17 protein-coding genes and 1 pseudogene are annotated in these 18,101 nt (G+C 57.6%); 10 read left to right on the top strand and 8 right to left on the bottom strand.

From position 1 onward, the window contains the following. Entirely contained in the window at positions 1–2,211 is a 2,211-nt protein-coding gene (gene katG, locus ACZ1G5_RS11840; protein WP_472733030.1) for a catalase/peroxidase HPI, read from the top strand. A 158-nt stretch (positions 2,212–2,369) separates the two neighbouring features. On the opposite strand, the gene ACZ1G5_RS11835 is transcribed toward katG, so the two are convergent. The 6 genes and pseudogenes from ACZ1G5_RS11835 to ACZ1G5_RS11810 all read right to left on the bottom strand — a co-directional run bounded on the left by ACZ1G5_RS11835 (position 2,370) and on the right by ACZ1G5_RS11810 (position 10,192). After that, complete coding sequence (locus ACZ1G5_RS11835; protein ID WP_472733029.1) at positions 2,370–2,837, bottom strand: hypothetical protein; 468 nt, start codon at positions 2,835–2,837, stop codon at positions 2,370–2,372. Positions 2,838–2,994: 157 nt separating this feature from the next. Next, positions 2,995–6,119: pseudogene (locus ACZ1G5_RS11830) on the bottom strand (efflux RND transporter permease subunit). Further along, on the bottom strand, positions 6,116–7,261 hold the full coding sequence (locus ACZ1G5_RS11825; protein WP_472733028.1) for an efflux RND transporter periplasmic adaptor subunit: 1,146 nt from the start codon (positions 7,259–7,261) through the stop codon (positions 6,116–6,118). The pseudogene ACZ1G5_RS11830 and the gene ACZ1G5_RS11825 overlap by 4 nt, the downstream one beginning before the upstream one ends. A 154-nt stretch (positions 7,262–7,415) precedes the next feature. Next, on the bottom strand, positions 7,416–8,096 hold the full coding sequence (locus ACZ1G5_RS11820) for a GntR family transcriptional regulator (RefSeq protein ID WP_472733027.1): 681 nt from the start codon (positions 8,094–8,096) through the stop codon (positions 7,416–7,418). Beyond that, entirely contained in the window at positions 8,097–9,110 is a 1,014-nt protein-coding gene (locus tag ACZ1G5_RS11815) for a Gfo/Idh/MocA family protein (protein ID WP_472733026.1), read from the bottom strand. Continuing rightward, positions 9,107–10,192 carry an isocitrate/isopropylmalate dehydrogenase family protein gene (locus ACZ1G5_RS11810; RefSeq protein WP_472733025.1) on the bottom strand — a complete coding sequence of 362 codons (1,086 nt, stop codon included), beginning with the start codon at positions 10,190–10,192 and terminating at the stop codon, positions 9,107–9,109. The genes ACZ1G5_RS11815 and ACZ1G5_RS11810 overlap by 4 nt, the downstream gene beginning before the upstream one ends. A gap of 140 nt (positions 10,193–10,332) precedes the next feature. On the opposite strand from ACZ1G5_RS11810, the gene ACZ1G5_RS11805 reads away from it, so the two are divergent. Genes ACZ1G5_RS11805 through otnC form a run of 4 tightly spaced genes read left to right on the top strand, consistent with a single transcriptional unit; the run spans position 10,333 to position 13,263 of the window. Next, positions 10,333–10,623: a putative quinol monooxygenase gene (locus ACZ1G5_RS11805; RefSeq protein ID WP_472733024.1), complete on the top strand. Its 291-nt coding sequence runs from the start codon at positions 10,333–10,335 to the stop codon at positions 10,621–10,623. Further along, entirely contained in the window at positions 10,620–11,405 is a 786-nt protein-coding gene (locus ACZ1G5_RS11800) for an N-acyl homoserine lactonase family protein (protein ID WP_472733023.1), read from the top strand. The genes ACZ1G5_RS11805 and ACZ1G5_RS11800 overlap by 4 nt, the downstream gene beginning before the upstream one ends. Next, on the top strand, positions 11,402–12,619 hold the full coding sequence (gene otnK, locus ACZ1G5_RS11795; protein ID WP_472733022.1) for a 3-oxo-tetronate kinase: 1,218 nt from the start codon (positions 11,402–11,404) through the stop codon (positions 12,617–12,619). The genes ACZ1G5_RS11800 and otnK overlap by 4 nt, the downstream gene beginning before the upstream one ends. Beyond that, positions 12,616–13,263 carry a 3-oxo-tetronate 4-phosphate decarboxylase gene (gene otnC / locus ACZ1G5_RS11790; protein WP_472733021.1) on the top strand — a complete coding sequence of 216 codons (648 nt, stop codon included), beginning with the start codon at positions 12,616–12,618 and terminating at the stop codon, positions 13,261–13,263. The genes otnK and otnC overlap by 4 nt, the downstream gene beginning before the upstream one ends. Here the strand turns inward: otnC and ACZ1G5_RS11785 are convergent, their stop codons facing one another. Continuing rightward, positions 13,264–13,950, bottom strand: coding sequence for an OmpA family protein (locus tag ACZ1G5_RS11785; protein ID WP_472733020.1), 687 nt, complete (start codon positions 13,948–13,950; stop codon positions 13,264–13,266). It lies immediately after the preceding gene. Positions 13,951–14,127: 177 nt separating this feature from the next. On the opposite strand from ACZ1G5_RS11785, the gene ACZ1G5_RS11780 reads away from it, so the two are divergent. From ACZ1G5_RS11780 to ACZ1G5_RS11760, 5 genes are read left to right on the top strand one after another with little or no spacing between them, the layout of a single operon-like run. After that, positions 14,128–14,529 (top strand): rhodanese-like domain-containing protein, encoded by a 402-nt coding sequence (locus ACZ1G5_RS11780; protein ID WP_472733019.1) that lies wholly within the window; start codon positions 14,128–14,130, stop codon positions 14,527–14,529. A gap of 9 nt (positions 14,530–14,538) precedes the next feature. Next, complete coding sequence (locus ACZ1G5_RS11775) at positions 14,539–15,273, top strand: 5-oxoprolinase subunit B family protein (RefSeq protein WP_472733018.1); 735 nt, start codon at positions 14,539–14,541, stop codon at positions 15,271–15,273. Continuing rightward, complete coding sequence (locus ACZ1G5_RS11770) at positions 15,270–15,905, top strand: 5-oxoprolinase subunit C family protein (RefSeq protein WP_472733017.1); 636 nt, start codon at positions 15,270–15,272, stop codon at positions 15,903–15,905. Before ACZ1G5_RS11775 ends, ACZ1G5_RS11770 begins: the two co-directional genes overlap by 4 nt. After that, positions 15,799–16,290 carry a 5-oxoprolinase subunit C family protein gene (locus tag ACZ1G5_RS11765; RefSeq protein WP_472733016.1) on the top strand — a complete coding sequence of 164 codons (492 nt, stop codon included), beginning with the start codon at positions 15,799–15,801 and terminating at the stop codon, positions 16,288–16,290. Before ACZ1G5_RS11770 ends, ACZ1G5_RS11765 begins: the two co-directional genes overlap by 107 nt. Before the next feature lies 1 nt (position 16,291). Further along, positions 16,292–17,050: a LamB/YcsF family protein gene (locus tag ACZ1G5_RS11760; RefSeq protein ID WP_472733015.1), complete on the top strand. Its 759-nt coding sequence runs from the start codon at positions 16,292–16,294 to the stop codon at positions 17,048–17,050. On the opposite strand, the gene ACZ1G5_RS11755 is transcribed toward ACZ1G5_RS11760, so the two are convergent. Then, positions 17,051–18,064 carry an NAD(P)/FAD-dependent oxidoreductase gene (locus ACZ1G5_RS11755; protein ID WP_472733014.1) on the bottom strand — a complete coding sequence of 338 codons (1,014 nt, stop codon included), beginning with the start codon at positions 18,062–18,064 and terminating at the stop codon, positions 17,051–17,053. Positions 18,065–18,101: the final 37 nt, after the last annotated feature.

Here is an 18,101-nt window from a genome sequence, read left to right as displayed (position 1 = left end):
ATGGACGGTAACGACGCCGGAAAATGCCCTGTCATGCATGGCACCTCAATCAACACGACCCACAGCGTGCGCGGGAACAAGGATTGGTGGCCAAATCAGCTAAACCTGAAAATCCTGCACCAAAACGCGCCCGCATCCGATCCGATGGGCCTTGATTTTGACTATGCCGAAGAGTTCAAAAAGCTTGACCTCAAAGCGCTGAAAAAAGACCTGCACGCGTTGATGACCGACAGCCAAGACTGGTGGCCTGCGGACTATGGCCACTATGGCCCGTTCTTTATCCGCCTTGCATGGCACGCCGCTGGGACATACCGCACGGCGGACGGTCGCGGTGGTGCAGGCTCCGGCCAGCAACGCTTTGCCCCGCTCAACAGCTGGCCCGACAACGGCAACCTCGATAAAGGCCGTCGCCTGCTGTGGCCGATCAAGCAGAAATACGGCAACCAGATTTCATGGGCGGACCTTTTCGTCTTGTGTGGCAACTGCGCAATGGAGTCGATGGGGCTGGAAATGTTTGGCTTTGGCGGCGGTCGCGCCGATGTGTGGGAACCCGAAGAAGATGTGTACTGGGGCCGCGAAGACGAATGGCTTGCCACATCTGACAAACCCAACAGCCGCTATTCCGGCGAGCGCGAGTTGGAAAACCCACTCGCCGCCGTGCAAATGGGCCTGATCTACGTGAACCCAGAGGGGCCAAACGGCAACCCTGATCCGCTGGCCTCTGCCCATGACGTGCGCGAAACATTCGCGCGGATGGCGATGAACGACGAAGAAACGGTCGCATTGGTTGCCGGTGGTCACACATTCGGTAAGGCCCATGGTGCGGGCGATCCAAACCTGATGGGCCCAGAACCCGAAGGTGCGCCAATGGAGCAAATGGGCCTTGGCTGGAAGAACGGTTTTGAGAGCGGCAAAGGCATGCACACCACGACCAGCGGCATCGAAGGTGCTTGGACGCCCACACCCACAAAATGGGATATGAGCTATTTCGAAACACTGCTTGGCAATGAATGGGAACTGGGCAAGAGCCCGGCCGGTGCAAACCAATGGCACCCCAAAGGCGGTGCGATGGGTGACGCCGTGCCAGACGCGCATGACGCATCCCGCACCCATGCGCCAATGATGACAACAGCAGACATGGCGCTGAAGCTGGACCCGGCCTATGCGAAAATCTCGCAGCGGTTCCTGGAAAACCCGGATGAATTCGCAGACGCCTATGCCCGCGCGTGGTTCAAGCTGACACACCGCGACATGGGGCCAAAGGTGCTGTATCTGGGTGACGAAGTGCCCGAAGAAGATCTGATCTGGCAGGACCCAATCCCAGCCGTGGATCACGACCTGATTGACGACGCAGACATCGCAGCACTCAAGGCGAAAATCCTGGCGTCTGGCCTGTCGATTTCCGAAATGGTCTCGACCGCTTGGGCTTCTGCCTCGACCTTCCGGGGTTCGGACAAACGCGGTGGTGCCAATGGTGCACGTATCCGTCTTGCCCCGCAAAAGGACTGGGACGTCAACCAGCCTGCGCAACTGGCCTCTGTGCTGGACACGCTGACGGGTGTTCAGACATCCTTCAACGACGCGCAGTCCGGCAACAAGAAGGTATCGCTGGCCGATATCATCGTGCTTGCGGGGTGTGCCGGGGTTGAACAGGCGGCCAAGAACGCCGGTCACGACATCACCGTGCCGTTCACACCGGGCCGCATGGATGCAACAGCCGAGCAAACGGACGCCGAAAGCTTTGAACCGCTTGAGCCACAAGCCGATGGTTTCCGCAACTTCATGAAAGCCGACTACAATGTGCCGGCTGAAAAGCTGTTGGTTGATCGTGCGCAATTGCTGACGCTGTCCGCACCAGAGATGACCGTGCTGGTTGGTGGTCTGCGGATGCTGGGCACAAATGTGGGCGGATCAAAGCATGGTGTCTTCACCGACAAGACCGATGCGCTGACCAACGACTTCTTCACGACCCTTGTTGATATGGGGATCGAGTGGAAGAACGCAGGCGACGACACCTATGAGGGCCGCGACCGCGCAACAGGTGAACTCAAATATACCGGCACACGCGTCGATCTGGTCTTCGGTTCAAACTCGCAACTGCGGGCATTGGCCGAGGTCTATGCACAAGACGACGCGAAAGCGAAGTTCGCGCGCGACTTTGTGGCGGCATGGACCAAGGTGATGAACCTTGATCGCTTTGATGTGAAGTGAATGATGATGGCGCAGCCCCCACCGGGCTGCGCCACACCGACCTATAAAAACTAGGCCACGATTTCTTGCCTTACATCGTCGTCAGGTTGGTGTTTCTCGGAAGCGAGGCCATTGTCCGGTTTGAGCCCTGAGCTACCCGATCTCTCGAAAGAACAAACCTAACTCTTTTTCTTCGTGATCGATAATTCGAGGTCCTTTTCGCGGGTCCAATTCAGCAATGATGGGTCCCGGATTGGCTTGTCTCGCTCTTCTCGAATGTAGGGCTTAACCCAGTATTCGATGACAGAAACGGGAATACTGTTCATGGAAGGACCCGCATCACAACACCTTGTGTTTGGCGGATCACCATAATGTAAAGTCCGATTTAAAATTAGATCGGAAAGGAACGCCACCCTCTCTTTGCGTTCCTCATCCCATAGCTTATGCTTCTGATTTAGTTCGGAAAATGCGACGCGGAATTCCGCCTTACATGCTTGGCATTCAATGAAGGCCAAGACCGCTTCGGAGGCGTAAATATTTGCCATCTGATCTGGGTGGAAGTCGCAATATCTTGGTACACCGTTTTCATCATGCCACTTAGGACTGGCGTCGATGAGACTTGTGATGTCTGAATAATCATGATGCATCTTTGACTGATCCCTACCTGCTCAACTTGCAATACGATATCAGGTGTAGCTTGAAAACAAGTTCGGGAGCGTCCAAGCACTGCTTCAACTTGAACGGCAACTAAGTCCCGCATAGCGATCATCACACCATAATTCACGACTTTGCCAGCCAGCCGTCCTACTCCGCTGGCATCACTGCCCCGGCCTGTGACGGCAAAAACCGCTTCGCGCGCCGCTCGCCCAGCATCAGCATCGCGGGGGTCACCAACAAGGTCAGCACGGTGGCAAAGACCAAGCCACCCGCGATGGCGCTTGATAGTTCAGTCCACCATTGCGTGGACGGCGCGCCATAGACGATCTCGCGGGTGAAAAAGTTGATGTTCAGCCCGATCACCATCGGCATCAGGCCCAGTGCGGTCGTCACCGACGTCAGCACCACAGGACGCAAACGCTGGGCCCCGGTCCGCAAAGCCGCCTCAAGCGACGAAAACCCCTGCGCCTTGAGTTGATTGAAGGTGTCAATCAGAACGATGTTGTTGTTCACCACGATCCCCGCTAAGGCGATCACGCCGATGCCGCCCATGACGACGCCAAAGGGGCGACCGGTGACCATCAGACCGATCAAGACACCTGCCACCGAAAAGACAATCGCCGACATCACGACAAAGGCCTGCCAGAAGCTGTTGAACTGGGTCAGCAGGATCACGAACATCAAACCAATCGCGGACAGGAAGGCCCCGATCAGGAAGGTCATCGATTCCTCTTGATCTTCCGCTTCGCCGCCAAATTCCACACGGACGCTGGCCGGCAAATCCATCGTTTCCGTCGCAGTTTGAAGCGCCACCGTTTGGTCATTCGCCAACACGCCGGGTGCCACATCGGCAGAGATGGTGATCACCCGTTCCTGATCGATCCGCGTGATCACACCACTGCGGGGTGCCGGATTGAAGGACACAAAATTCGAAATAGGCACGAGGCCCGCATTTGTCGGAACGCGCAGCGCTTCCAGTTCAGCCAAAGTGCGATCACCTGCTGGGAAACGAACCACGATGTCGACCTCATAGTCGCTTTCCTCGGGGCGATAATCAGCCACTGTAATCCCCCGCGTCAGCAACTGTACGGCCTGCCCCAACAGCGCAACACTGGCACCACTGCGCGCCGCCTCTGAACGGTCAACGGCGATTTGCCACTCCACACCTGGGCTCGCGCGCGTATCGACGATGTCGATGAACCCGCCCATACGCTCCATCGCGGCGATGATGGTCTCTACTGCAGCTTCCTGATCGGCCTGATTGTTGCTCACGACTTCCAGGTTGATCGGCTTGCCACCACCGGGGCCGCCTGAATCGGTTTGCACCTGCACATCAATGCCGGGGATTTCGGCCATGTCCGCGCGGATATCCTCAGCGATCAGCGCCACTGGACGCCGTGTATCCCATTCGGCCAGTTCCAGTTGAATGGCCCCGATACTATCACCGCTGTCACTGCCACCACCAGACCGGGCATATACGCTTGCGATCTCATCATAATTGGCCAGACGCGCCTCAACCTGACGCACTAGACCGTCTTGTTCATAGACTGAGAAATTGTCCTTTGCTCGAACCTCGACCTGCGCATATTCGGGTTCAACCTCTGGGAAAAATGTCAGGCCGTTGCCAAAGCTGCCGTAGGCGACGAAGGACGCAACCAAAGCCATCATCGCAAAGCTCAGCGTTGTCCACGGACGCAGGATCGACCATTCCAGAACGCGTACATACCCCCCATGAACCCCGTCATTTGACGCGGATCGCCATGTTCGGCGGCATAAAGCTGGGCTTTGGACTTCGCTGTTTGCGATTGGCGCTTGCCGATCAGCCCACCAACAACAGGGATAAACACAAGCGCCATGAAGAGCGAAGCGGCCAGCGTGAAAATCACGGTGATTGGCAGGAATTTCATGAACTCGCCCACGACACCTGACCAGAACAGCAGCGGGAAAAACACGCAAAGCGTCGTTGCCGTTGAGGCGATAATCGGCCACGCCATCCGCTTGGCGGCACGGGCATAGGCCTCACGCGGGGATTGGCCTTCATGCAGATATCTGTCGGCCAGCTCGACGGTGACAATCGCCCCGTCGACCAGCATCCCAACAACAAGGATCAGCGAAAAGAGAACCACGATATTCATCGTGAAGCCCATGAAATAAAGGCCGGCAACGCCGGTCAAAAAGGCGCCCGGTATGGCCAGCCCAACCAACAGAGACGAACGCAAACCCAAGGCGTAGACCACAACGATCATCACAAGAATGATCGCGGCGATCACGTTGGCCTCCAGATCGGACAACATCGATTTCACGGTCTCGCTTTCGTCCAAAGTGTAGCGGACCTGCACGGTGTCCGGCCACGCTCCTTGCGCCGCTTCAACGACCTCCCGGACCTCAGCCACCGTTTCGATGATGTTCGCACCGACGCGTTTTGTGATCTCTAACGCCAATGCGGGCTGTCCATCAATGCGCGCAAAGCCTGTGGGGTCCTCAAACGTGCGCCGGATTGTGGCCACATCTGCAAAGGTCACAACCGTCTGACCACGCACAAGGACAGGCAGCTCCATGACATCCTGCAGATCCTCAATCAGCCCGGGCACCTTCAGCACCAGCCGCCCGGCTTCGCTTTCGATGGCACCGGCCGCGATCAACTGGTTGTTGCTGGTAATCGACGCGATCAACTCATCAAAAGAGATGTTGTAGGTTTCGAATACCGTGGGGTCGATCAGGACCTCCATCAACTCGGTTCGTTGACCGCCGACATCAACCTCAAGCACCCCACCCAGCGCCTCGATGTCGTCTTTCAGGTCTTCGGCAAGGCTGTTGAGCGTCCGCTCAGGCACTGGGCCAGACAGGATCACGGTCAGGATCGGGAACAGGGCCGTGTTAATCTCGGTAACGATCACCGCGGCATCAGACGGCAGATCACTTTCGACCCTATCGGCCCCTTCGCGCACGTTGTCGAGCGCTTCATCTGCATCGAACCCCGGCTCGAAATCAAGCTGGACACTGCCGCGCCCCTCGCTGGCGGTGGCCGTCATGGATTTCAACCCCGTCAATGAGGCAAACTCTGTCTCCATGGGCCCTAGCAAGACATCTTCGGCATCTTCCGGCGAGATCCCATCGACCGAGGCAGACACATAAATGACCGGTATTGGAATTTCCGGATTACTTTCCTTGGGGATCGCACTGTAGGACAGGGTGCCGACCGCCAGCAGAAAAACCAGTACCAGCTGGACCACTTTGCTCCGGTTGAAGGCCGCGTCGATCAGGGCATTCATTGCGAGACATCCGCTGTCTGATCAGGGGTCATAGGGCGCGGATCAACGAGATCGCCGGCATTCACGAAACCCTGCCCGACCGTAATGATATTCGCATCATCCGGCAGGCCCGTGACCCAGACACCATCGGTCTGCGCGCGCACAATAGAGACCGGCAAAAATGCAACCGTATTGTCGCTTTCCACGATCTTGATCCCAAGATCACCGTTTGTACCCAACGACAGGATTGCAGGCGAAATAAAATGACCACGCGCCTGTCCCGTTGGCAATGCAATCCGCGCGCTAAGGCCCGCAGGCATTGCACTGTCGGGGTTATCAACGGTCACCTCAACGCGGAACGTGCGCGTCTGCTGATCCGCGTTGGCACCGATAAAGCTGACAACGCCTTCACGCGCCTCCCCGGTGATAAACTGCACGTCAGCAACTTGGCCGGTCTTGATCCGCGACAAGGCCTGCTGCGGCACCTGAATAACAACGGTCATCGGATCATTGTCCAAAACCTCGGCGACAATGTCGCCCGCATCGACAAATTCACCCTCGTCCAATGTCAGATCGTTCAACCGACCATCAAATGGCGCGCGAATAATCGTATTTTCAAGCTGTTCTTGGGCAGCCGTCACCGCCGCATCTGCTGCCGCACTTGCCGCTCTTGCCATGCTGACCCTGTCTTCGGTTGCCACACCGCGATCCTGCAACTCCTGCGCGTTTCGCAGATCCCGTGTCGCTTGCTCCAATTGGGTCTCTGCCTGCAAAAGCTGCGCCTGGATGGTGTCGGCATCTACCCGCCCCAGCTCTTGACCCGCCGCCACCAGATCACCGCGCTTTGCAGCAACCGATACGACTTGCCCCGGCGCTTCTGCCTTGATCATTGTTGCGCGGTCCGGTTCGGATTGCCCCTCGGCGCTGAGCACCAGTTGCACGTCAGCGGCCTGCGACGGCATCACCGCAACCGTGACGACCCGGGATGGTGCAGCATCGGCGGCTTCATCTTCCATGGCCTCTGCTGGGATGATGTACCCGCTGCCCATCCAGCCAATTAAGGCAAAGGCAAGCAGGACTGCGATCCACTTTGAGCGCCCAGCGCCTTTATCATCCTGAAAAGTAAGTTTACCGGCCAAATCCGGGCTTGAATCTTGTGACATGAAGCAATCCTTCGGCGTCAAATACGTCGCGTCCGGAAACCCCGGACGCACCGATCGTTTCCGAGTAGATAAGGTCGAATTGTCGCAGATACTAGGCACTGACCACGGGGTTTTTGCAGGTTTATGCCAAGATCACTTGACGCGGGTCAGAACCCTAAAGCATGGGAAGATTGCTTTGCTTCAAAAGCTGCATCAGCGTTTCTTTGGATGAGGCCCGGTGTGCCCGGTGGATACGCCTTGCACCTCCTGCGTCACCTTTAGCGATTGCATCCAGCACCCCACGGTGATCTGCATTCGATTTCAGTGGCAAGGGGCGCAGATATAGCGTGACAGCTTTCGCCCGGCGCACCTGATCAGCCATCAAGGCGACAATGGCACCGACCCGGCCATTCCCACCTAACCGCACCAATTCCTGATGGAAACGGTCGTCCGCCGCAGCCCAAGCCACCCGATCTTCTTGCGCGAGCGCGTCGTCCATGTCCGCAATGGTTTGCTTGAGATCAGCAAGGGCGTCTGCATCATAATTTTTCGCAGCCGCCTGACCCGCCGCCATGCTTTCCAGCACGGTCAGCACATCATAGATCTCTTCCATATCCTGAATTGAGATCGGCAAAATCCGCACGCCCCGCCTTGCCTGCACTTCAACCAATCCTTGCGCCTCAAGCGTCAATGCGGCTTCGCGGACGGGGGTGCGCGACATACCAAGCCGCAGCGCAAGTTCGGTTTCCAGATGGTTCGATCCCGCCGGTAGTATCCCCGCGAAAATCAGCTCGCGCAGTTTTTCAACGGCGATCGCCGAGTTGCTTTTAGGCTTGGAGGGACGTGGTGCGATCACCTAAATCTCCGATTTTGTGCCAGTTTCATCAGACTTATAGACTGCAAGTTCCGCAGCAATGACATGTAAATAGTCGGCAGCTTCATTTTCTAGCGGAGTTCCGTCCAGGATTCCGTTGACCACATGTAACTGCAAAGCATGGGTACAATCACCCCCAAACCCTTTATGGGTATCAGGGGGCAATATCACATCCTCGGTGATCTCTCCAAATGGCCGCAAGTGCACGGCACCGTTCCCGGTCAGTACCAAGGTGCCCTTCGTGCCCTCAAACAAACCTTCGCCCATTGTTCGGCGGCTGTTGTCAGCCGCGTGATCCAGGCAGCGATTGCCATCCAGCACGGTGCGCATTCCGTCGGGGTGGTCGAACACGACGATACCGGCGTCTTCGCCCAGAATAACCGGATTGATACGGCGCAAATCCGCATAGACATGTGTGGCGTTACCAAACAGAAAACGGAACACATCTATGTAGTGCACACCGGTTTCATGGATTAACAGGCGCGGCATCTCGCGAAAATAGGGCTGGCGGTCCAGATAGGCGTCCGGGCCCTGCCCGTCACCTGGGCGCAACCGAAATATCGCTTGGACCGGCTGGCCAATGCGGCCTGCACCGATTGCAGCGCTGATCGCACGAAACCAAGGTTGAAAACGGAAATTCTCGTGGATAATCAGGGGAATGCCCGCGCTTGCCGCCAAATCTGTCATCTCCATGGCTTCGTCATAAGAGGTGCAGAACGGCTTTTGGCAGACAATGGCACGCGCATTGGCCGCGATCGCAGCTCTGATTGCGGTCGCATGGCCGGCCGACGGCAGGATGATATCAACAATATCCGCCTCAACGATCCGAAGCATATCGGACATGTCGCGGAACGCGGCCACACCGGTCGCTTGGGCCCGGGCGACATCCCAGTCGCAAACGCCAACAAGCTCGGCGCGGGGCATGCGTTGCCAACTGCCAATATGAAACTGGGCAAAATAGCCCGCACCGATACAAGCAACACGTAATTTCATCATGCCAATGCGGCCATGACCGCGTCTCCTGTTTGCTGCGTTGTTGCAGCGCCACCAAGGTCGGCTGTCACAGCCTGACCGTCTTGCATTGTTTTTTCGACGGCCTCGCGCAATCGTTGCCCGTCAGTGGCCAGAGCCATCACATCGTGGCGCACGCCCAACCACTCCAGCATCATCGCCGCTGATAAAATCATGGCCATCGGATTTGCCTTGCCCAGCCCGGCAATATCAGGTGCTGATCCATGACAAGGCTGAAACACCGCCTGCTCTAATCCAATATCCGCCGAAGGTGCGACACCCAACCCACCCATCAAGCCAGCACCCAGATCAGACAGGATGTCGCCAAACATGTTTTCCGTCACAAGCACGTCAAAGTCCCACGGCTTTTGCACCATCCAAAGTGCTGTCGCATCGACATAAGCGTGATCAGCGATCAAATCGGGGAAGGCCTTGGCCTCTTCATCGAAAATACCTCGGAAAAAGGCAAAGGCGCGGAATACGTTTGCTTTGTCGACACAGGTGACACGACCCTTGCCCTGTCCGCGCGCCTTGCGGTCCTGCGCCAAGGAGAATGCAAAACGAAACAGTTTCTCGCTGACGTCGCGGGTGATCAGCATCGTCTCGCGCGCTTCATGGCCGGTCACTTCGCCTTTGCCCTGCGTATAGAACAGACCTTCGGTGCTCTCGCGGATCAAGACAAAGTCCACCTCGCGGCCATCTGGTATAATCAGTGGCGTCTTATGACCCGGACCAATGCGGACTGGCCGTACACCAGCAAAAAGGTTGAACGCCTTGCGCAAGTCGATCTGCGGCGAAATCTCTGTGCCATCTTCATAGCGGACGTCCGGCAAACCCATTGCTGATAGCAGGATGGCATCGGCATTGCCTGCAGCCTCCAGTGACGCGGCGGGAAGGCTTTCGCCGGTATTGGCATAATGTGATGCCCCGGCAGGATGTGACGCAAACGACAGGTCATAGTCTGACGACGCATCGGCCAGCTGACGCAGGATCGCAACAGTGGGCGCCATAATCTCGGGCCCGATTCCATCACCGTCAAACACAGCAATATCGAAGTTTTGCGTCATTTTATGACCCCATCTGCGTTTCAATTCTTGACAACGTATACATTAATGCATGCATAAAGCCAGTATACGAATTGAAAATTTTGCGTTGCGTCATCGCATCGCCCCGTCCAACGTGACGGAACGAAAAGAAGGGTTCGGGCATGTATGCCGTCTGTGTAACATTCCAACTTCATTCCGGCAGCGCAGAGGCATTCATGCCCTTGATGCTGGAAAATTCCCGGGTATCCCTGCTTGATGAACCGGGCTGTCTTCAGTTTGACGTCTTGATCAACGCGGACGACCCACAGGTCGTCTTTCTGTATGAACTTTATGACAATCGCGCCGCCTTTGACGCGCACCTTCGCAGCGATCATTTTCGACAGTTCGACAAGGCCGCCGCATCAATGATCATCGACAAACAAGTCAAGACTTGGGACACCGTAACACAATGAGCGACTGGGAAGTTCACGCCGTCAAATACGCCGACCGCAATGCGCGCACGCGCGCAGATAGTTTCATCTTTGATGACAACCACGATGCACCGCATGCAATGGATTATTTCATCTGGGTTCTGCGACGCGGCGCCGACGTTATCCTCGTCGACACTGGCTATGATGATGCCGAAGGCGTGGATCGTGACCGTCCGGTTCGGATGAACCCGCACGAAGCGCTTGCACCGTTGGGCCTGAGGGCAGAAGACATCACGACAGTCATCGTCACGCACCTGCACTATGACCATGCTGGTGGGCTGCATCTGTTTCCCAACGCAACGCTACACATGCAAGCGGCAGAAATGGCCTTTGCGACTGGCCCCTGCATGTGTCACGACACCCTGCGGATGCCTTTCACCGCAGGTCATGTCTGTGAAGCGGTAAAACGTCTTTACGCTGGTAAACTGGTGTTTCACGACGGCGAGGCGCAGGTCGCAGACGGTGTCACAGTGCACTGCGTCGGTGGCCACTCACGCGGCCTACAATGCGTCCGGGTGCGGACCAGCGCGGGTTGGCTCGTGCTGGCGTCAGATGCCGCGCACTATTACGAGAATTTCGAGGCGCGCAAACCTTTTCCGATCGTCGTGGATTTGCAAAATATGCTTGATGGCTTTGACATCCTCTACCGGCTTGCCTCATCACCATCGCTGATCATACCGGGGCACGACCCACTGGTCCGCGAAAAGTTCCCGACAGGGAACGCCGCCCATATCACGCGACTTGATCAAGGGCCCAAGACATGAAAATCGGCGTCATCGCAGACGATTTCACAGGTGCGTCCGACATCGCCCTGACGCTGGCCGAGGGCGGTATGCGAACGGCACAGTTTGTCGGCATCCCTGACAATGCCGTCGATGTAGACGCTGGGGTGATCGCGCTCAAGTCCCGAACCATTCCCGTGCAGGACGCGGTTTCACAAAGCCTTGCAGCCTGCGATTGGCTCAAGGCGCAAGGCGCCGCGCAGATCATCTTCAAGGTTTGTTCGACCTTTGACAGTACGGACGCTGGCAATATCGGTCAGGTCACACAGGCCTTGGCCGAACATCTGAAGGCCAAACATGTGATCGTGTGCCCAGCCTTTCCGGCCAATGGGCGCAGCGTTTACATGGGGCATCTCTTTGTTGGTGATGTGCTGCTCAATGCATCCGGCATGCAGGACCATCCCCTTACCCCGATGACGGACCCCAATCTGCGGCAGGTCCTCGCACGCCAGACAGACTGGACCGTTGGTCATGTGCCAAATCCAACGGTGGCTGCAGGCGCACAAGCCATCGTTCAGGCATTCCCGAACGATCCGGCCATGCTGATCGCCGATGCAATCTCAGAAGATGACCTTTTCGCAATCGGGAAGGCCGTTGCAGGCTTACCGTTATTGACCGGCGGATCAGGCATCGCACTTGGTCTGCCTGCCAACTTCGGGTCCACTCCCGCAACACCGCCATGGCGCGGTGTCAGCGGATCTGGCGTGATCCTGTCAGGCTCTTGCAGTCGCGCCACACGCGGGCAAGTCGCCGCATACAAGCAGACGGCACCATCGCGCGAAATCACAGCTGGCGACGTCATGGAAGGCCTGATCTCAGCCGAGGAACTTGCCGACTGGGTGATGATCCAGGACGCGCCTCCGCTGGTCTATTCATCTGCTGATCCGGCGGTTGTTGCCCAAGCGCAGAAAGACTTTGGCCGCGATGTGATCGCAAACAAGATCGAAACACTCTTTGCCACCCTTGCAGGAACATTGGCCAAGCGCGGCATTACGCGGATGGTCGTTGCAGGTGGCGAAACCTCTGGCGCTGTTGTCACCGGTCTGAATGCGGATACCTTGCTGATCGGTCCAAAGCTTGCGCCGGGTGTCCCAGTCTTACGTCACAATGACATGGCGCTGGCCCTGAAATCAGGCAACTTTGGCGCCAAGGATTTTTTCACCACCGCCCTGCATGATATGGAAGTCAGCACATGAGCGAAGAAACAAGAACGCGCGAAGATATCACGCGTTTTGCCAAGTCAATCTTTGATCGCGGGCTGACCTGCGGGTCCTCCGGAAACATTTCCGTGCGCTTGTCTGACGGAACATTGCTCGTCACGCCAACAGGCAGTTCGATGGGGTTTCTGGACCCTGCCCAGATCAGTCACCTGTCTGCCGACGGCCAACATCTGGCAGGTGATGCCCCGACCAAGGAAGTCTCTTTGCATACGGCCTTTTATGACACGCGCGCCGGCACAAGCGCAGTCGTTCATTTGCATCCCACACACTCGGTCGCACTGTCCATGCTGCCTGGTATTGACCCCGACAATGTCCTGCCACCACTCACGCCCTACACCATCATGCGGTTGGGCAAGGTCAAGCTGCTACCATTTTTCCTGCCCGGAGACCCCGGCATGGGTGACGCGGTGCGCGGACTTGCGGGCAAGCGCAGCGCTGTTCTGTTGGCCAATCACGGGCCGGTTGTTGCGGGCAAGTCGCTCGATGCGACGGTCTATGCTATGGAAGAGCTGGAAGAAAACGCGAAGCTAGCCATCCTGACCCGCAGCCTGGACGCCATCGGAATGACGGACGCCCAAGTCATGCAAGTCGTGCGGCAGTTCAACGTCGACTACGATTGATCAGCCCGCGTCAGGCAGTGTGAACTCAACCCGACGGTTCGCCGCGCGACCTTCGGGGTTATCCGCCCCGTCGTCGGTCAGATTTGGGGCGATTGGGTCGGCTTCACCGACACCGCGGGCAACGACAACATCAGCACCCAATGCAGTATTGGCAATCAGCCAGTCACGGACCGCCTCGGCCCGTCGTTGACCAAGCGCAAGGTTAAAGTCCTGATCACCAATTGCGTCTGTGTGGCCGGTGATCTCGATTGATGGAACACCCTCCAGCTTTTCGGCGACACCGCGCAAAACCTCAAGCGCGGCGGGCTCAAGTGACGCATCGCCAAAGCTGAACAGGACGTCCGACAGCATAACCATCGCATCAACCTCGCCGTCTTCATTGGTCCGCACATCCAGCGCCGGATCAGAGGCTGCGATATCTTCAAGACTTGGTGTCTCATCGGCCATGACCTCATCCGCCATTTCTGCCTCGATAGCTTTGTCCGCCATGACTGCATCTTCCATCACATCCTCGGCCATCGTGTCTGCCATCACATCGTCTGCCTTGGCATCATCGGCCATTTCCTCAACGGCTTTTTCCATGACTTCTTCGGTCATCGCGTCTGTTTCAGTTATATCTTGCTGGGCAAAGGCTGGGCCGGACGTGGCAGCCAGCAGGCAAAGTGTCAGCAGGTGGTTGGTATGCATATCATCTATCTCCGAAGGTAGCTGTCAAAACTCCGCATCTTGCTACGGCACAACCCCAAGGCGCGTAAAATGAACCCTGATCATATCGGCGTCATGGGTTGTTTCAGTCGGTATGATCTGGACAACGCGGGGCGGCTTGTGCGCAAGATGAAGGCATAGATCAGCAGGAAGACCATCATGCCCAAACTTAAGACATCGGCCGCTGCACTTGTGGCAAACGCACGTGCGCGTATCGAAGAAGTCGAAACGCCCGATGCCATTGCGATGCTTGATGATCCTGATGTCACTTTCGTCGATCTCAGGGATATCCGCGAACGTCAGCGCAGCGGGGCCATACCGGGAAGCTTTCACTGTCCGCGGGGTATGGCGGAATTCTGGGTCGATCCCGACAGCCCCTATTTCAAGGAAATCTTCGGACAAAATCGCACCTTTGTCTTCCATTGTGCTTCGGGTTGGCGATCAGCCCTCACAGTTGCTACGCTGAACGATATGGGCTTTCCGGCGGCGCATCTGAAAGACGGGTTTTCAGATTGGCAAAAGCACAACGGGCCCATCGACAGCCCCGACCAGACGTCTTAAACCGCAGATATGTCCGCGCAGCCACATGAACCCGCTCTGCGTCCACTTGGCGTGGATGGGGTATTGGTGCGCTTTGCCGAAACAATGTCCGAAGAGGCAAACGCAAGCGCGCAAAGTTTCCGCGACCTCGTCCTTGAAGCTGAGGTCGCGGGCGTGACCGAGGTTGCATCCTCGCTTGTCTCGGTCCGGATTGGCTTTGACCCAGAGAAGACCAACCGCCAAGAAGTCAGCCAAGCGATCCGCACACTTCTGACCCACCACAAATCACCCATCACGACACCCAAACGGCTGTGGCGCATTCCGGCTGCCTTTGGCCCTGATCATGCACCACAATTGGCCGAGGCCGCAGCCCTTGCCGGGCGAACCCCAGAGCAGGCAATCTCGGATATCGAAGCCGCGACAACGCATGTGATTGCCATTGGATTTGCGCCCGGTCAGCCGTATCTTGGGATGCTACCAGAACAGTGGAACATTCCGCGCCAACCGCAATTGACGGACACGCTGCCGCGCGGTGCGCTGATCACAGCCGTGCGTCAGCTGATCATCTGGGCCGCCGATGCGCCCACGGGCTGGCGGCACATCGGCCAAACCGCATTCCGGGTCTACCTGCCAGAACTGGCGCAGCCCTTTGCGTTGGCACCCGGAGATGCTGTGCAGTTCGTGGCTGTCTCTGACAGCGAATTTGATACTATCAGACAGAACGCTGACACCAATGGCGGTGCCACCTGCGAGGTCCTGCGATGACACCGCAGTTGACCATTCATGCCGCCGGACCCGGCCTCACTGTGCAGGATATGGGGCGACCGGGCTGGAAAGCGCATGGTCTGTCGACCGGCGGCGCGGCCGATCCACTGGCCTTGCTGGAGGCTGCCGCAATTCTTGGCACCCCGCCTCACAATGCGGCACTCGAGATGATGGGATTTGGCGGCACATTCAGCACCAATGTTGCTGTCCGTTTCACCCTCACCGGGGCAGAGATGCAGGCCAACATAGCCGGGCACCCTGTGGCACCAAACACAAGCCAGTTTCTGCCCGCTGGTGCCATGCTAACCATCGGCGGAGCCAAGAAAGGTGTCTTTGGCTATCTGAGCATTGCGGAAGGCATAGCAACACCCGCCATCATGAACAGTCGGGCTGCGCATTTGACAGCGGGAATTGGACGAACACTTGAACCCGGTGATCAGCTGCCATTGGGAACAGACCACAACCTTCGGCGTGCGCCCACAAAACTGCGGAGCGCGGATAGGCTTTCAGGGGGTGATCCGCGTTATGCCCGGACCACAAACAGACCTTTTTGCACCACCGACCATCGCAGACTTTCAGGAAGAAACCTTCACCAGAAGCCCGCGCGGCAACCGCCAAGGCGTCCGACTTGATTATGCCGGCGACAGGTTTGGTACCAGCGGCGGACTGAACCGTGTCTCTGATCTGATCGTGCCGGGTGACATCCAGATGACCGGAAATGGGGTCCCATATGTCTTGCTGTGTGAATGTCAGACCATTGGCGGCTATCCCCGTATTGGCAACGTAATCCCTGCCGATCTGCCAAAAATCGCGCAGGCGGCCCCCGGCGCAAAGATCAAGTTCAGGTTCCTGTCCGTCGAGGAAGCCGACGCAACAGCCACATCACATCGCGAAACGCTCCGCCAGCTGACAAAGATGTGCGGGCCCATGATCCGCGCACCGCATGACATTGCGGACCTGCTAGGCTACCAATTAATCTCGGGGGCGACACCCGGCGATGACTTGGAAAGACCCTGATATGACACGCACCGTCGATTTGAACGCAGATATGGGCGAAGGATTTGGTCGGTGGACCATGGGAGACGATACTGCGCTGCTGGATATCATCTCGTCTGCAAATATCGCCTGCGGTTTTCATGCGGGCGACCCTGACGTCATGGACAAGACCATGCGGCTAGCGGTCGCGAACGGCGTCGGGATCGGCGCGCATCCGGGATTTGCGGACCTCAAAGGGTTCGGGCGGCGCAAGCTGCCCCTGCCAAACGACGAAATTGCGCATGCGGTGGCCTACCAATTAGGTGCCGCGCAAGCGATGGCCAAACGCGCCGGCGGGCGGGTTCGGCACCTGAAACTGCATGGCGCACTTTCGAATATGGCGTCGGTTGATCACGCCTTGGCGCGCGCTTGCTATCAGGCAGCGCTCGACGTGGACCCTGACATCGTGATCATGGTGCTGGCCGCGACCGCAATGGAAGAGGTCGTCCGCGAGCTGGGCTGCCAATGGGCAGGCGAAATTTTCGCCGACCGCGCCTATAACGATGACGCAACGCTGGTTGACCGCAGCAAACCCGGCGCTGTCTTGCATGATGCAGAAACCGCTGCGCCACGCATCTTGAAAATGCTGAATGCAGGCGCGATCATTGCGCAATCGGGTAAACACATTCCCTGCCAAATCGACACGATCTGCCTGCATGGCGACACAACCGGTGCTGTCACAATGGCGCGTGAACTCCGCAAACACCTGACCGACGCTGGCGTCAAAATCGCGCCTCTTTGACTATTGCGCGGGCGGCTTAAAGCCATCGGGAACATCGTCACGACTATCCAAAATGAAATCTGCCATGACCTCACCTATCTTCGGGGCCATGCCAAACCCGATCTTAAAGCCACCATTGGCGATGAAATCGCCCGGCCGCGTCGGGTGCAGCCCCAACACAGGCGCGCGGCTTTTGCTGCGGGGACGCACACCGGCCCAGCGCTCCAGCACCTCGGACCCGTGCAGGATCGGAAAGGCGGTCATCGCCCGCTGCAATACATCATCCAGTGCCGCATCCGTACCGAAAGGATCGTCAAAGTCCCGTTCCGACGTCGACCCGATCGCCACGGTCCCGTCCCCATGCGGAATAATATGCAAAGCATCAGCAAAAAGCTGCGGTTGACCTGCGGCATCAAACCTCAAAAGAGCCGCCTGCCCTTTGACGCCATTGCCGCCAATCTCTTGCATCCCCGGCCAACCGGTCGCCCAAACAACCTTGCCCTGCGCATCAACGTCCGCCAAAACCTCACCACCCAGGGCAACCACAGCACCAGCCAAGGCTTGGGTTGCGCGACGGGGGTGGATCAAGGCAGACAACGTATCGTGCACGACAAAACCCGTGGGTGACGGCGGCATCCATGTCACATCACCTGCCGGGATCACCTCCCAAAGCGCTTTGCCTTGCCATAGGTCTGCAGCACTGACTGCGCGCGCGCGCGCCAGTTCAACCGCACGCGCATCTGCCAAAGGTTGCAACCGCCCGGACCGGGCATAGCCCACATCAACACCTGACAGATCCGTAACATCACGCCAGAACGCCTCTGCCATGATCAGGCTCTCAAACTGAAAAGCCTTCTTTTCATTCCAGTTCTCCGGCACATGTGGTGCCAACGCACCGACCAAGCCACCACTGGACCCCGATGCCACCCCATGCGGATCAATGACCCGCACTGCCACACCACGGCGCGCGCAGGCATAGGCCACCGACAGGCCAAAAACACCCGCGCCCATGACGGTGACATCAGCCGTTGCCATTCCACATCCTTCCGCTCAAGGTTGGCGCATACGTAAG

The organism is Yoonia sp. JB2-21 (genome assembly GCF_055693545.1).
This window is presented reverse-complemented; position numbering and strand designations above follow the sequence as displayed.